We start from the raw sequence: 13,902 nt of genomic DNA on the forward strand, positions 1-13,902 counted from the left end.
GGGTGGGAACATCGCGTGGGTCCTCATGGCAGATCCGGCAGATCCACGCCGAGGGAAACATGCAGCGGTCGACCGGCCGCCAGGTTGACCAGCACGCTGGCCTGCGGGAGGCCCGCGCGCGCTGCTTCAATGGCCACCGGGTCCACCAGCGGCAAGACGGCGGGCGCACGCCCCAGCTGCAGCACGGCCTGCGGCGTGCGCGTGACACTCGCCGGATCGGCCACGGCCTGCACTTCGGCCTGGATCTGCGTGACGATCACATCGCCCGGCTCGGTGGACCAGGTGGTCACGGGAACGCCGGCCACCGGCACCAGCGCTTCACCGCGCCAGTCCGACAAACCCATCGCGCGCACGGCGCCGGCGGCCACCACACGCAGCAGCACACCACCCAACGCGTCGCCACTGCCGAGCTCGAACACGCTCACGCTCACACACGCCCAGTTGGAGCCGACACGGCCCGTGGCCGAGGGGTACATGGGCACGGTGATCGGGCGAAACACCGAGCCGGGCTGGTCGGCGTTGGCCGGGTTGGCGTCGCGGGGCAGGTCCACCCGCACCAGCCGCGGCAGGTAGTGGCCCAGCGGGTCGGACACGGTGAGCATGAGTGCCAGCGAGCCCACCGGCACATCGCCCGGCGGGCTGGCAAACGCGGCCGCGTGGTGCGCCAGCGGCCGCCATTCGTGGATGACCAGCAGGCCACTGCGGTTGCGCTGGATGCGCGCGCCCGCGGGCGCATCCACGCGCAGGTTCTGCTCCAGCGGCGCGCCGGTGGTGGCGTCCACACAGCGCAAGGCACCGAGCACACGGCGCTCCACGCGTTCGACTTCACGGGCTTGGAGCAGCAGCGTCATGACGCCAACCCCGCGCTGTAGCTGGTGCGGCTGGCCACCACCGCGCGGGCCTCGGGCAACGCGTCGGGGTCCAGGCGCACGGTGCGCGCAATGTACGAAGCCGAGAGCCGGTAAGAGGGCTCCAGCGCGTCCCAGATGCGCATGATGTCTTCGGTGGAGAGTTCGGCCGGCACGATCTGGATCACCTCATCGGCGTCCCACCCCGGCTCGGGCGACAGCGACGATGCATCGAGCAGCGGATGCAGGTGCAACTGCCGCATGGCCCAAGCCATGGTGATGTGCTCGTCCAGTGCGGTGCTGCCCCAGGCCGAGAGCAGGATGTGCAGATCCAGGCCGAGCGGCACGGGCAGCGCCTGCGGTGCGCGTGAGGGCCGTTGCTGGCGGCTGTGCTCGTTGACCGTGGCACGGTAGAGGTAGAGGCTGATGCGGCTGCCCTCGGGCGGCGGGCTGGCCATCTCTTGCGACGACAGCACCTCGAAGCCGCACGCCGGCATGGTGGTGCCGTTGGTCGACGCCGGGTAGGTGTTGTTCAGGAAGGTCGCAATGGAACTGCAGACCGAGTGAATCGCCAGCACGTTGGCCATGGATTCACCACCGCAACGCGTGCAGAAGCACGCGCAGGAAGCCCCGTGAACGATGCATGCCGCCCCCTCCCGGATGTCGTCAAACCGTTATGTCGATGAACCTTTTAAGGTCACCATTTCGTCAGTTTTTTACAACTAACGTGTGATTTATTTGACGTTTTTATACCGCTTGTTCGTTCAGGAGGCGGGAACAACTACGTTTTTGGGGAGGCATTTACAAATCCACACAGCCGGGCGCGCGACGCCCGGCGCGTCCCGCATCGATTCACTCCGGCTTGAAACCGGACTCCTTGAGCAACTCGGCACTGCGGGACACGTCGGCTGCGATGTACTTGCGGAACTGATCAGCACTGTCGATCACAGGCAGGATGCCCAGCGCTGTGAACGACCCTGACTTGGCCAGCTCGGCCACGGCCTTGTTGATGGCCTTGTTCATGAACAGCACCCGGTCTTTCGGCGTGCCCTTGGGCGCCCACACGCCGTACCAGGAGTTGTAGACCATGCCCGGGTAGCCGCTCTCGGCGGCCGTGGGCACGTCGGGTGCCACGCCGCTGCGCTGCGCCGAGGTGGTGACGATGGGCTTGACCTTGCCGCTCCTGGCCATGCCTTGCAGCGAAATGATGGAGTCCATGAGCAACTGCACATGGCCGCCGGCCACATCGGCCAGCGCGGGCGCCGTGCCGCGGTACGGCGTCATGGTGAGCTTGACGTTGCCCTGTTTGGCCAGCAGCAGCGTGGCCAGGTGGCTGGGCGCGCCCAGCGCAGGCAGGGCCGCCGTCCATTTCTCGGGATTCTGGCGGGCTGCGTCCAGAACCTCCTTCAAGGTTTTCTGCGGTGCGTTGGGTGGTATCACCAGCAGCAGCGGCGCTTCACCCACACGCGCGACGGGTTCGAAATCTGTCTGAGGGTCGTAAGGCGGGTTGGCCAGCACCTGCTGGGCCAGCACGTGGGTGGCGGCGGAGAACAGCAAGGTCATGCCGTCGGCGGGCGAGCTTTGCACCGCCTTGCCGCCGATGGTGCCGCTGGCACCACCCTTGTTCTCGACGATGACCGACACGCCCAGGTCGGTCTGCAACTGCCGGCCGAGCAAACGGGCCGCCTGGTCCACGCCACCGCCAGCGGCGAACGGAACGACCAGCTTGAGCATGCCGTCGGGGAATTTGCCTTGGGCGAGCGCGGGCGAGAGGCTGCACGCGCCGAGCAAGGCGCAGGCGATCAGTTTCTTCATCATGGTGTTGTCTCCAAATGACATTCAAACGGGTTGGGCAGGGCGTGGGCCGCGGGTGCGGCGTCTCTCGAAAATGCTCAGGGTCGCCTCGATCTCTTCGGCGTCCATGTTTCGGGTGATGAACACGATGCGGGTGCGCCGGTCGTCGCTTGGCCAGCGCGACAAGGTTTCGGGCGGATGGAACAGGTGCTGAACGCCGTGGATCACCATCGGGTGCTCCGGATCGTCGGCCAGCTGCACGATGCCTTTCACACGCAGCAGGTCGTCACCGCGCATGGTCGCGATCATGTCCAGCCAGGCCATGAAACCTTCGCGCGAGAGCGCCTGTTCACGCACGATGACGTGGGCACGGATGTGGTCGTCGTGCCGGTTCGGGTCGTGCTGACCCGGCGCGCTCAGCGGGAAAAAGAGGGACCGCTCGTTGTTCTGTGACAGAGGTGTCAGGGCTGCAGCAGTCGTGCGGTCCAGCAGCCCTTGCAAAGCCTCCAGGGCGTCATCAGGTGCAGTCGTCAGAGCCGCCAGCGGGTTGATGGCGCGCAAACGCTCCAGCAGCGGCGCCAACTGCTCGGGCGTGACCAGGTCGGACTTGGTCAGCAGCAGCCTGTCGGCCACCGCGGCCTGCTTCACGGCTTCGGTGTGCTGGTCCAGCGTGCTCATGCCGTTGAAGGCATCCACCGTGCAGGCCACGCCGGCCAGGCGCCACTGGCGTGCCAGACGCGGGTCGCCCATGAGCGTGTGCAGGATGGGCGCCGGGTCGGCCAGGCCGGTGGTCTCCACCACCACATGGCGCAGAGCACCGCGCTGCGCCTCGGGGCTTTGTGCGAGGCGCTCGAAGGCCTCGACCAGATCGCCCCGCACGGTGCAGCAGATACAGCCGTTGGCCAGCAGCACCATGTTTTCCTGCGTGTGGTCGACCAGGTCGTGGTCCAGTCCCACCGATCCGAACTCGTTGATGACCACGGCTGTGCCGTGCATGTCGGGCTGGCGCAGCAGGCGGTTGAGCAGCGTGGTCTTGCCACTGCCCAGAAAGCCGGTGAGCACGGTGATGGGGATGCGCGCGGCCGCATCGGCGTTGTCGCCGGCTTCTGCGCGGGGAAGGATGAAGGCCATGTGGAGTCGCTCAGATGCTGGATGGACCGTGCAGCTTGGCGAACGAGTCGAGCGTGCGCGCCAGGCGCGTGAGCAGCCAGTCGGCCACGGCTTCATCGGCCTCGCCCTCTTCCAGGCGCGTCAGCAGGCTCATCACCGGTTTCACCTGTTGTTCGATAGGACCTGGCTGCAGCAGCCAGACCACCACCTCGGTCTGGCCCAGGCGTTCACCCTCGGCCCACAGGTAGTCGGCAATGTCGAGCTCAAAGTCTTCCAGCGAGACACTGACACCGCCCACCATGCAACCGCAGCCCGCGCCCAGCGTCACGTGCTGGGCCGAGAGCCGGCTCCACAGCTGCGCGAGGCGGGCGGCGCGCGGATCGGCCACGATGGTGCTCACTGCCCGTCCCAGGCCACGTCTTCGGCCGCAACCGGGACCGGAGCGCTGCGCAGGCTTTGCGTCGCGGCGTGGTCCACCTGGCCGTGGCCATCCAGCGCCACCTTGTAGACCTCACGCGCCACCTGGGCACTCACATACCCCTCGCGCACGTCTTCCGCCACCTTGTCGAGCTCGCGGTCCAGCGGGCTGCCGAAACCACCGCCACCGCCCGAGAGCATCTTGTAGGCGTCGCCGCGATCCAGCCGCACGTTGAAGATCTTGGCGTTGAGGTGGTCTGTCTTCCACTCGCCCTTGTGGCGCACCGCCAGGCCGTTGCCCATGGCGTCGCCGCCACCGTCCAGCCCCCAGGGCTTGCAGTGCACGCGGTCGATGCGGGTCGTCACAGTGAAAGGGCTGAGCGCCTGCACCACCATTTCGGCCCCGAGACCGCCGCGGTAGCGACCGGCGCCACCGCTGTCCTTGCGGATCTCGTACTTTTCCACCAGCACCGGGTACTTGGCCTCAAGCTGCTCGGTCGGGCTGTTGTGGGTGTCGCCGTCGTTGATGCAGACCGTGACCGACACGCCGTCCTCGCTGCTCTTGGCGCCCCAACCGCCGCCCAGCGGGCCGATGCCCACGATGAACAGGCGACCGTCTTCCGGGCTGATGCCGTGGATGTTGGGGAACACCAGGTCGGCGTGGTGGCCGGCGATGGAGCGGTTCGGAATCGCGGGCGCGAGCGCCTTGAAGATGGTGTCGATCACCGTCATCGGGAAGGTCATCCACACGCGCATCGGGTAAGGGCGCTCGGCGCTGATCACGGTGCCCATGGGCATGATCACTTTGAGCGAGCGGAACGATCCGTCGTTGACCGGGTAGTCGGTCGGCGTGGTGAGGCACTTGTAGGCCACCTGCGCGCAGGCGATGCCGGTGGTGAAGCCCGAGTTGTAGAAGCCGCGCACCTGCTTGCTCACGTCCGACAGGTCCACCGTCATCTCCTCGCCCTTGACGGTGACCTTCACGCGGATCGGGATGCGCTTGCCGATCTCCAGGCCGTCGTCGTCCATGAAGGATTCGGCTTCGTACACGCCATCGGGAATCGACAGCGTGTTCTTGCGCGCCACGGCCTCGCTGGAGTCCATGATCTGGCGGATCGATGCGTTCACCGCGTCGGCGCCATAGCGCTGCAGCAGCTCCACGTAGCGCCGCTCGCCGGTGGTGATGGCGGTGATCTGCGCACGCAGGTCGCCCAGGGCGCGCTCGGCCAAGCGCACGTTCATCGCGATGATGTCGATCAGGTCCTGGTTCACCACGCCTTCGCGCTGGTACTTGAGGATCGGGATCTGAATGCCTTCGCTGAAGATGTCGGTCGTCACGTTGCCCAGCGTGCCGCCCACGTCCAGCCAGTGCGCCATGCAGCAGGTGAAGCCCTCCAACCGACCCTCGTGGAAGATCGGCATGGTGAACGTGAAGTGGTTCAGGTGGCTGCCGGTGGTGTAGGCATCGTTGGTGACGAGGATGTCGCCCGGCAGGATGTTGTCAATGCCGAAGTGGCGGATCTTCGCCTTGACGGTTTCGGACATGCCGCGGATGAACATCGGCAGACCCAGACCGATGGAGACCGTGTCACCTTCCTTGGTGAACAGACCCACCGTGAAGTCCAGTGCCTCGTAAATGATGAGGTTGTAGGCGGTGCGCGTGAGGTTGGTCTTCATCTCTTCCGTCACGGCGTACAGGCCGTTGCGGATGATCTCGACGGTGACCGGATCGACGGCCGGGTTCTGGATGTCTCGCGTGTTCATGAGCGGTCGCTCCCGATGTTGATTTGCAGGTTGCCGAGTTCGTCCACGCGCAGGTCGTCGCCCGGCTGGACCACGGTGGTGGAGGCGTGTTCCTCGATGAGTGCCGGCCCGGCAATCTGGTTGCGGGCGCGCAGCAGGTCGCGCTTGTAGACCGGTGTATCGGCCCAGCCACCCTGGCGGAAGTACACCGGCTTGACGCCGCGCAGCGCGGCTTTCTCGGGTGCGGCCACGCCCACATCCACGCTGTGTTTCGGCGGTTTCTTCATGGTGCCCAGCACGGTCACACGCAGGCTCACCAGATCGGCCGGCTCCTTGGGCGCCGAGGTGCCGTAGCGCACCTTGTGCAGATCGTCGAACTGGCGCTTGATGGCCGAGCGGTCCTTGTCCACGAAGAAGGCGCCGGGCAGGTCCACCGTGACGGCGTGCTCCTGGCCCACGTAGCGCATGTCGGCGGCGCGTTCGATCACCACGTCTTCTGCTTTGGTGCCCGATTGCGTCAGCGCCGCGCGGCCTTCGTCTTCCATCGATTTGTAGAGCGCTTCGATTTCATCAAACGAGACTTCGTCGAGTTTGCGGAACACCGAACGCACGTAGTCATAACGGCGGTCTGAGAACAACATGCCGTAGGCAGAGAAGTAGCCCGGTGCATACGGAATCAGCACCTTGCGGATGCCCAGCTCGCGGGCAATGGCGGACGCATGCAGCGGGCCGGCACCGCCGTAGACCACCATGGTGAAACTGCCGGCGTCCAGGCCGCGCTCGGTGGTCACGGCCTTCACGGCGTGCGACATCTGCGTCACCGCAATGCGCAGGATGCCGTCGGCCGCGGCGGTCGGCTCCAGGCCCAGCGGGCCGGCGATGCGTTCCTGCATCTGGCGTTGGCAGCCGGCCAGGTCGAGCTTGAGTTCACCACCGAGAAAGTGTTCTGCGTCCAGGCGACCGAGCAACAGGTTGGCGTCGGTCACGGTGGGTTCGGTGCCGCCCCGGCCGTAGGCCACCGGGCCGGGGATGGAGCCCGCGCTCTGCGGGCCCACGCGCAGGGCGTTGCCGGTTTCCACGCGGGCGATCGAGCCGCCGCCGGTGCCCACCTCGTGGATGTCCATCATCGGAATCTGGATCGGCAGCGCGCGCTCGTAGCCGCCGATGAGCGCCGAACCGGTGGTGAGCGGCCGGCCTTCGCTGATCACGCCGGCCTTGGCCGTGGTGCCGCCCATGTCGAAGGCGATCGCGTCGCCCATGCCGAGCTGGGCACAAATGGCCTGGGCACCGATCACACCCGCGGCAGGGCCGGACTCGAGCATGCGCACGCAGTCGCGCCGGGCATGGGCGCTGGGAAACAGGCCGCCGGTGGACTGCACGACATAGAAGTCGCCCTTGAATCCCTGGGTGCTCAGGTGCTGCTCCAGCTCGCCGAGGTAGGCCGAGACGCGGGGGCCGACATAGGCGTTGGCCACGGCGGTGGAGACGCGCTCGAACTCGCGGTATTCCTGGCTCAGCTCGTGCGAGGCGCAGACGAAGGCGCCGGGCAGTTCTTCCTGCAGGATCTGCTTGACGCGCTGTTCGTGCGCGGGATTGCGGTACGAATGCAGCAGCAGCACGGCCACCGCTTCAATGCCCTGGCCGCGCAGTTCCTTCGCCAGCTCACGCACGGCGGCTTCGTCCAGCGGCTTGTGCGTGCTGCCATCGGCGCGCAGGCGCTCGGCGACCTCGAAGCGCAGCGAGCGCTTCACCAGCGGCTGGTGCTTGTTGAAGAAGAGGTTGTAGGCGTCAGGCCGGTTCACACGGCCGATTTCGTAGATGTCGCGGAAACCTTCGGTGATCAACAGCGCGGTGTTGGCGCCGTTGCGCTCCAGCAGGGTGTTGATCGCGATGGTGGAACCGTGCAGGAACAGGTTGCCGTCTTTCAGGTCGATGCTCGCGCTGTCGAGCGTGGCCTGAATGCCGTTGACCAGCTGGCCGTGGGTGGACAGGGCCTTGCCGAACAGCAGCTTGCCGGTGGCTTCGTCAAAAGCCGCCATGTCGGTGAAGGTGCCGCCGATGTCGACAGCGACCCGGAGTTGGGGTGGGTTGTTCATGGGGTGTTTCTCTCGGTGAGGGTGCGTTCAGGAGGCGCTGTGGTCGGTGCCGATGCGGTTGCGCAACACGCCCAGGCCGGTGATCTCGACCTCGGCCACATCGCCTTCCTTCATGTACATCGGCGGCTCGCGGCGGTCGCCCACGCCACCGGGGGTTCCGGTGGCGATCACATCGCCGGGCGAGAGCGGCGTGAAGCGCGACACGTAGGCCACGATGGTCGGAATGTCGAAGATCAGGTCGCCCACGCTGGCGTGCTGCACCACTTGCCCGTTGACGCGCGTCTCCAGCGTGAGCGCGGTCACATCGGGCACGGAAGCGCGGTCCACCATGAAAGGACCGAACGGCGCGGTGCCAGGGAAGTTTTTCCCGGGCGTGAACTGGTGGGTGTGCTTTTGCCAGTCGCGCACGCTCACGTCGTTGAAGCAGGCGTAGCCGGCGATGTGGTCGAAGGCCTTCTCTTTGGCAATGTGCCGCCCGCCCGTGCCGATGACAAAGGCGAGTTCACCTTCCCAATCAAAACGCTCCGAGAAGGCGGGGCGCAGCACCACGTCGTCGTGCGCGGCCAGGCTGTCGTTGAAGCGCAGGAAGAGCGAGGGGTATTCGCTGTCGGCGCGCTTGGTCTCCGCCACGTGGCTCTTGTAGTTGAGGCCAACGCAAATCAGCTTGCCCGGGTTGGGGATCACCGGCAACAGGCGCACCTGCGAGGCCGCCAGCGAATCGCCAGAAGCCATGGCGGCCTCGGCCAACGCGCCCAGGGCATCGGCCGCGATCACGGCCTTCAGGTCGGCGAACCGCGCCTGGAAGGTGGCGGGTACCTGGCGGTAGTGGCCTGAATCGTCCAACAGGCCGTAGCTGGCCTGGCCACGGGTCTCAAAGCTTGCGTAACGCATCGGGTGGTTCTCCGGTGGTGTGCCCATCGCGGCGCGGTGGTGATGGGGGTGGAGTCTAGGTAGCCACCAGCCATCTGCATAGAATGCAATCTGACATTTCAGACATGCCTTGATTGGCATACCATATCTGAGGAGACGGCATGAACCCGAACGACTTTCGACTCTTCCTGGAGGTGGCCGAACTGGGCAGCTTCACCAAGGCCGCCGCGCAGCGCCAGACGGTGCAATCCCACATCAGCCGCCAGATCAGCGAGCTGGAGTCGGCCTGCGGGGGCGCGCTTTTCCGGCGCACCGGGCGCGGTGTGGTGCTGACGGATCTGGGGCAGCACATCGAGACCCGCGTGCGCGGCTGGGTGCGAGACACCGACCAACTGCTGGCGGACATCCGCACCGATGCCGGCGTGCCGATGGGCGAAGTGAAGCTGGGCATCCTGCCCTCGGCAGCGCACCCGCTGATGACCCGGCTCTACCTGCGCCTGCAGGCCGAGTTTCCGAAGATCAAGCTCAACATCCGCGAGGGCCAGGGCGGCGAGCTGGACGCACTGCTCGACACCGGCAGCGTCGACATGGCCGTGTTGTTCCGCTACCAGAAGCCGGCTGGCCCCGACGAAAAACTCCTGGCGACGGTGGGCACCTACCTGGTGTCGCGCCCGGGTGACCCACTCACCCGAAACGAGACGGTGGACTTCAGCAAACTGGAAGGCTTGCGCCTGGTGCTGCCGCGCAGACCCGCACACTGGCGCTCGGTGCTCGACGAAACCGCGCGCGGCAAGGGTTTCACCCTGCAGGCAGATGTGGAAGCCGACTCATTGCGCGTGCAAAAAGAACTGGTGGCCCACACCGAGCACCTGTACTCGCTGCTCGGCCCGTTCTCCATTGCCGACGAACTGCGTTCCGGTCGGCTGCAGGCGGCACGCGTGATGAATCCCGACTGCCGGCGCCACGTGACGCTGTCGCTGCCCAAGCAAGGGCAACTCACACCGGCCAGCAAGATCGTCGCCCGCCTGATCGAGGAAACCGTGGAGAGCTGGGGGAACCAGCTGAGCGAGCCGGCTTGACCCCGAGTGTCAGGGCCGGATGTTGTTGCGCTGGATCACGTCGGCCATGACGGCCGTGTCGCTCTCGATGCGCCGGCGCAGACCTTCGGGTGAGGTGCCCGCCACCTGCCAACCCTGGGCAAAGATCTTCTGGCGGATGTCTTCGCGCCGCACGATGTCCGTCAAGAGCGTGGCCAGGCGGTTCACATGGGCCTTGGGCAGGCTGTTGGGCGCGGCCACGGCGTTCCAGATTTCCAGTTGCAGGTTCTTCACGCCCGCTTCTGTCAGGCTGGGCAGCTCGGGCACAACGCTGCTGCGCCCGGCCGAGGTGACACCGATCGCGTTGAGTTTGCCCGCGCGCACCTGGGCCATGGCCAGGCCCGGCGGCAGCATCGACATCTGGATCTGGTTGCCCAGCAGAGCGGTGATCACCTGCGGGTTGCCCGGGTACGGCACATGCACCGGTGCGATGCCGGCACGGCTCTTGAGCAGCTCCATGCCGAGGTGGGCCACGGTGCCCACGCCGGGCGTGCCGTAGTTCCAGCTCGTGCCCGACTGCCTGGCCGCTGCAAAGAAAGCGGCACCGCTGGGGCTGCCGGCGGGTGCGCTGAGCACGAGCGGTGCGACGGCGATCAACGAGACCGGCGTGAGGTCTTTCAGCGGGTCGTAGGTGGTGTCGGGATTGAGGATCTTCGCGATCGTCATGTTGCCGTTGATCATCAGCCCGATGGTGTGATCGTCGGTGGCGCGCGCCACCTGGGCCGCAGCGATGTTGCCGCCCGCGCCGGGCCTGTTTTCAATGAGCACCGGCTGACCCAGCGCCTGCGACAGCGGCTCGGCCAGCAGACGCGCCATGAGGTCGGGCGACGATCCCCCGGGGAAGCCCACCACGATCTTGAGCGGCCGGCTGGGCCACGTCGTCTGCGCCCGCGCGGCGGGCAGCACGGTGGCGGCCACCAGGGCTGCGGCTGTGGCCAGGGCGTGGCGGCGGGTGGGTGCTGGGGACTTCGGGGTCATGTCTTCCTCTTGGAGTGGGGTGAAGCGGTCGGGTTCTGCCAGGGCTCGGGCGACCCCTCGTGAAGCCCAGGATTGTCCAGCAAACGTTCACCCAGCAGGCGCATCGCGGTGTCGCGTCAGTGCCCCGGAGCCCCGGGCGGAGCTCAGGGCGGGAACATCCCAAAAATATGGGAGGGAGTATCCGGCCACACCGTTTATCATTCCGTTCGTCGGTCGCGCTTCTGCATCTGGCGCTCCGTGTGCTTGGAGATTTCGGGCGATACCGCCCTCCTTTCTTTTGAACAGAGCTCACGATGCCCACCCACCCACCGCGCTTTCCCGCCCGTTTCCTCATGGCTTGCGCCGTTGCTGCGGGCCTGGCCCTGGCTTCGTGGACGGGCATGGCGGTCGCTCAGGACAAGGCGCCTGTGGGCTACGTCAAGAACGTCAAGGGCACGGCAACGGTCACGACCGACGGCAAGGCCGTGGAGGCCCAGCCCGGAACACCTCTGCACCAGGGCAGCGAGCTCAAGACCGGCGCGCAATCAAGCATGGGCGTCATGTTCAAGGACAACACCATGATGTCCTTCGGGCCGAGCACGCTGCTCACCGTCGATGAGTACCTGTATGAGCCGGGTGAAGGCAAGCTCAAGCTGGGCGCGCGCATGGGCAAAGGCACGTTGAACTATGTGTCCGGCGTGATCGCCAAACTGCAACCCGAAGCCGTCACGATCAAGACCCCCACGGGAATGATCGGCGTGCGCGGCACGCAGTTCCTGCTCAAGGTCTCTGAAGAGTGATCATTTGGCGTTGAAAACGATCCTGTCGCCCAGCTCGTTCTCCGCCAGCCTCGAGCAATACAGGGCGACCAGCGGATCGTTCGGGTAGCTTTCCCGCAAGCGATCAAAGCGCTCTTGCGCTTGCGCGTCGCCGTCACGCACCGCCTCAAACGCCACCAGGTACATCGCGGTGGGCGCGTACCCCGGCGGCAGTGGGTCGGGCAGCGGCTCGAACACCTGCAGCGCCACCCTTTTGCCTTTGAGCACCAGATGGCCCACCGGTCTGGCCGACACGTGGACGCAGGCCGACAGCGTGGCCTCCGAGGCGCAGATCAGCGTGCCCAGATGCTTGTTCACGCTCTCCAGGCGCGCCGCCGTGTTGACCGGGTCCCCCAGCGCACGGTAATCAAAGAGCGCACGGCCACCAAAGTTGCCCACGATGACCTCACCAGAGTGCACGCCGAACCGGGTGTGCCCGAACGCAATGCCCTTGCCCTGCAAGTCCCGCGCATACGCCGTGGCAAAAGCGTGCATCTCCATCGCACAGTCCAGCGCGCGCTGCGCATGATCGGGCTGCACCACGGGCGCGGAGAACATGATGGCCAGGGCGTCACCCACGATGCGGTCCAGCGTGCCCTGATGGCGGAATGCAATGGAAATCATCTCTTCGAGATAGCGGTTGAGCAGGGTGACCGCCGCCGCCGGATCGATGTCCTCCATCAAGGTCGTGAACCCGGCCAGATCGGTGAAGATGAAACTGCAGTGCTGGCGCTTGCCGCCCAGCTCAAGTTGCCCGGGGTTGCTCATCAAGTACTCCACCCGGTTGGGGGAGACATAACGGGAAAACGCCTCCTTGACCCAACGCTGCTGCCGCTCACTCCAGAAATGCCGGCACAGGCTGGCCAGAGCAAACGCCACCGCCCAGGCGAGCGCGGGCGTGAAGCTGTCCAGCAGCAGTCGGTGGTTCGAGAAGGCCGACCAGCCACCCCACAACACGCCACCCACCAGCGCCAGCGAAATGGCGGCGGCCCACAGCGATGGAAAAAAGGAACCGATCCAGACCACCGCCACGCAGCCCAGCACCACGGCCAGCGCCTCGGCCGCCACGGTCCAACTGGGCCGGTTCAGGTAGTGCCCGGAGAGCACCTGCTCCAAGGCTTGCGCATGCGCCTCGACGCCGGGCATCACGCGGCCCAGTGGATTGAACCGCAGGTCCATCAAGCCTTGCGCGGAGCTGCCCACCAGCACGATGTGGCCTTCCAGCAATGCGGGGTCTGCATCTCCCGCCAACACCTTCCACGCCGGCACGTAGCGATCGGCCTGCGCGGTGGTGTAGTGCAGCCACATCTCACCTCGTGCGTTGGTGGGCACGCTGACCTGACCGATCCGCACCTGCGCCAGCGCAGGCGCTTCGCCCTCGGCGCGCCGGAGGATGTAGTTGTCGACGCCTTGGGCCACCCGCAGCAACTCGGCGCTCAGGCTCGGCACGGGTAGGTCCGCCAGTGCCAGCACCATGGGCACGCGCCGCACCACGCCGTCGCCATCGGGTATGAAGGTCAGCGCGCCGCTCCCGCTGGCCGCGGCATCAAGCGGCGGCAGCGGTGGCACCGCAGCGGGAAAAGCGTGCAGCGCCTGAGGGCTGGGCTCTCCCACCCACACGTAGCGATAGGGTGCTTTCGGAGCCCCCAGCCGCTGCGGGTGCGCCGCTGCAGCGTCGCTGCGCAGCGCGAAGCCCAGCACCACTTTGTGCGCAGCGATGGCCTTGGCGAAGCTTGCATCGTGGTCCGGCAGCGCGTCGAGCGATCGCGCCTGGGCGGGCGACAACGCCCACTCGGCAGAAGCGCGGCGGGGAGAGGTGCGATCCGGCTCGGCAAACACCACGTCGAAGCCTATGGCGGCGACCCCCTTGGCTCCCAGTTGTTCAACCAGTTGAGCCAGCTTGTTGCGTGGCCAGGGCCATTGACCGACCTTCTCCAGACTCTCTTCATCGATGTCGATGATCCTCACCGGCGCCGCCTCGTAGGTGCGAGGTTGCCAGCGCTGGTACTGATCGAACCCATGGTTCCGGAGGGTCTGCAGCGCCAGTGGATCCGCCAGCACGAGCGCCAGGCCGGGCAGGGCCGTCGCGAGACTGAGCAACGCAGCGACCGAACGCAGGGACAGTTTGCTTTTCATGCATCAAGGCGATGCA

At 66.4% G+C, this 13,902-nt stretch carries 12 protein-coding genes; 2 read left to right on the forward strand and 10 right to left on the reverse strand.

What is annotated here, in order from left to right; translation table 11 throughout:
• Positions 1 to 23: 23 nt before the first annotated feature.
• The 8 genes from IV113_RS13390 to IV113_RS13425 all read right to left on the reverse strand — a co-directional run bounded on the left by IV113_RS13390 (position 24) and on the right by IV113_RS13425 (position 8,899).
• Positions 24 to 851, reverse strand: coding sequence for a hypothetical protein (locus tag IV113_RS13390; protein ID WP_291085808.1), 828 nt, complete (start codon positions 849 to 851; stop codon positions 24 to 26).
• Positions 848 to 1,435 carry a DUF4255 domain-containing protein gene (locus IV113_RS13395; protein ID WP_291085811.1) on the reverse strand — a complete coding sequence of 196 codons (588 nt, stop codon included), beginning with the start codon at positions 1,433 to 1,435 and terminating at the stop codon, positions 848 to 850. Before IV113_RS13395 ends, IV113_RS13390 begins: the two co-directional genes overlap by 4 nt.
• Positions 1,436 to 1,700: 265 nt before the next feature.
• Positions 1,701 to 2,663: a tripartite tricarboxylate transporter substrate binding protein gene (locus IV113_RS13400; protein ID WP_291086114.1), complete on the reverse strand. Its 963-nt coding sequence runs from the start codon at positions 2,661 to 2,663 to the stop codon at positions 1,701 to 1,703.
• Between the two features lie 24 nt (positions 2,664 to 2,687).
• A complete protein-coding gene (locus IV113_RS13405; RefSeq protein WP_291085814.1) occupies positions 2,688 to 3,773 on the reverse strand; it encodes a GTP-binding protein in 1,086 nt (361 codons plus the stop codon).
• Positions 3,774 to 3,783: 10 nt separating this feature from the next.
• On the reverse strand, positions 3,784 to 4,152 hold the full coding sequence (locus tag IV113_RS13410) for a hypothetical protein (protein ID WP_291085817.1): 369 nt from the start codon (positions 4,150 to 4,152) through the stop codon (positions 3,784 to 3,786).
• A complete protein-coding gene (locus tag IV113_RS13415) occupies positions 4,149 to 5,933 on the reverse strand; it encodes a hydantoinase B/oxoprolinase family protein (RefSeq protein WP_291085820.1) in 1,785 nt (594 codons plus the stop codon). Before IV113_RS13415 ends, IV113_RS13410 begins: the two co-directional genes overlap by 4 nt.
• A complete protein-coding gene (locus tag IV113_RS13420; RefSeq protein WP_291085822.1) occupies positions 5,930 to 8,008 on the reverse strand; it encodes a hydantoinase/oxoprolinase family protein in 2,079 nt (692 codons plus the stop codon). The genes IV113_RS13415 and IV113_RS13420 overlap by 4 nt, the downstream gene beginning before the upstream one ends.
• 27 nt (positions 8,009 to 8,035) lie before the next feature.
• The gene (locus tag IV113_RS13425; RefSeq protein ID WP_291085824.1) at positions 8,036 to 8,899 is read right to left on the reverse strand and encodes a fumarylacetoacetate hydrolase family protein; all 864 of its coding nucleotides are present in this window, start codon (positions 8,897 to 8,899) and stop codon (positions 8,036 to 8,038) included.
• A 140-nt stretch (positions 8,900 to 9,039) separates the two neighbouring features.
• On the opposite strand from IV113_RS13425, the gene IV113_RS13430 reads away from it, so the two are divergent.
• Positions 9,040 to 9,957 carry a LysR family transcriptional regulator gene (locus tag IV113_RS13430; protein ID WP_291085827.1) on the forward strand — a complete coding sequence of 306 codons (918 nt, stop codon included), beginning with the start codon at positions 9,040 to 9,042 and terminating at the stop codon, positions 9,955 to 9,957.
• Positions 9,958 to 9,966: 9 nt separating this feature from the next.
• Here the strand turns inward: IV113_RS13430 and IV113_RS13435 are convergent, their stop codons facing one another.
• Positions 9,967 to 10,953, reverse strand: coding sequence for a tripartite tricarboxylate transporter substrate binding protein (locus IV113_RS13435; protein ID WP_291085830.1), 987 nt, complete (start codon positions 10,951 to 10,953; stop codon positions 9,967 to 9,969).
• A gap of 293 nt (positions 10,954 to 11,246) precedes the next feature.
• On the opposite strand from IV113_RS13435, the gene IV113_RS13440 reads away from it, so the two are divergent.
• Positions 11,247 to 11,732 (forward strand): FecR domain-containing protein, encoded by a 486-nt coding sequence (locus IV113_RS13440; RefSeq protein WP_291085833.1) that lies wholly within the window; start codon positions 11,247 to 11,249, stop codon positions 11,730 to 11,732.
• Here the strand turns inward: IV113_RS13440 and IV113_RS13445 are convergent, their stop codons facing one another.
• A complete protein-coding gene (locus IV113_RS13445) occupies positions 11,733 to 13,886 on the reverse strand; it encodes an adenylate/guanylate cyclase domain-containing protein (protein ID WP_291085836.1) in 2,154 nt (717 codons plus the stop codon).
• Between the last annotated feature and the right edge of the window lie 16 nt (positions 13,887 to 13,902).

Source organism: Hydrogenophaga sp. (assembly GCF_018780385.1).
GTDB lineage: Bacteria > Pseudomonadota > Gammaproteobacteria > Burkholderiales > Burkholderiaceae_C > Hydrogenophaga.

Bases quoted from the DNA above. Each gene is read 5' to 3' on its own strand.
- IV113_RS13435 (WP_291085830.1), bottom strand. From the start codon at position 10,953: ATGACCCCGAAGTCCCCAGCACCCACCCGCCGCCACGCCCTGGCCACA.
- IV113_RS13395 (WP_291085811.1), bottom strand. From the start codon at position 1,435: ATGGCCAACGTGCTGGCGATTCACTCGGTCTGCAGTTCCATTGCGACC.
- IV113_RS13440 (WP_291085833.1), top strand. From the start codon at position 11,247: ATGCCCACCCACCCACCGCGCTTTCCCGCCCGTTTCCTCATGGCTTGC.
- IV113_RS13390 (WP_291085808.1), bottom strand. From the start codon at position 851: ATGACGCTGCTGCTCCAAGCCCGTGAAGTCGAACGCGTGGAGCGCCGT.
- IV113_RS13415 (WP_291085820.1), bottom strand. From the start codon at position 5,933: ATGAACACGCGAGACATCCAGAACCCGGCCGTCGATCCGGTCACCGTC.
- IV113_RS13445 (WP_291085836.1), bottom strand. From the start codon at position 13,886: ATGAAAAGCAAACTGTCCCTGCGTTCGGTCGCTGCGTTGCTCAGTCTC.
- IV113_RS13430 (WP_291085827.1), top strand. From the start codon at position 9,040: ATGAACCCGAACGACTTTCGACTCTTCCTGGAGGTGGCCGAACTGGGC.
- IV113_RS13400 (WP_291086114.1), bottom strand. From the start codon at position 2,663: ATGAAGAAACTGATCGCCTGCGCCTTGCTCGGCGCGTGCAGCCTCTCG.
- IV113_RS13425 (WP_291085824.1), bottom strand. From the start codon at position 8,899: ATGCGTTACGCAAGCTTTGAGACCCGTGGCCAGGCCAGCTACGGCCTG.
- IV113_RS13420 (WP_291085822.1), bottom strand. From the start codon at position 8,008: ATGAACAACCCACCCCAACTCCGGGTCGCTGTCGACATCGGCGGCACC.
- IV113_RS13405 (WP_291085814.1), bottom strand. From the start codon at position 3,773: ATGGCCTTCATCCTTCCCCGCGCAGAAGCCGGCGACAACGCCGATGCG.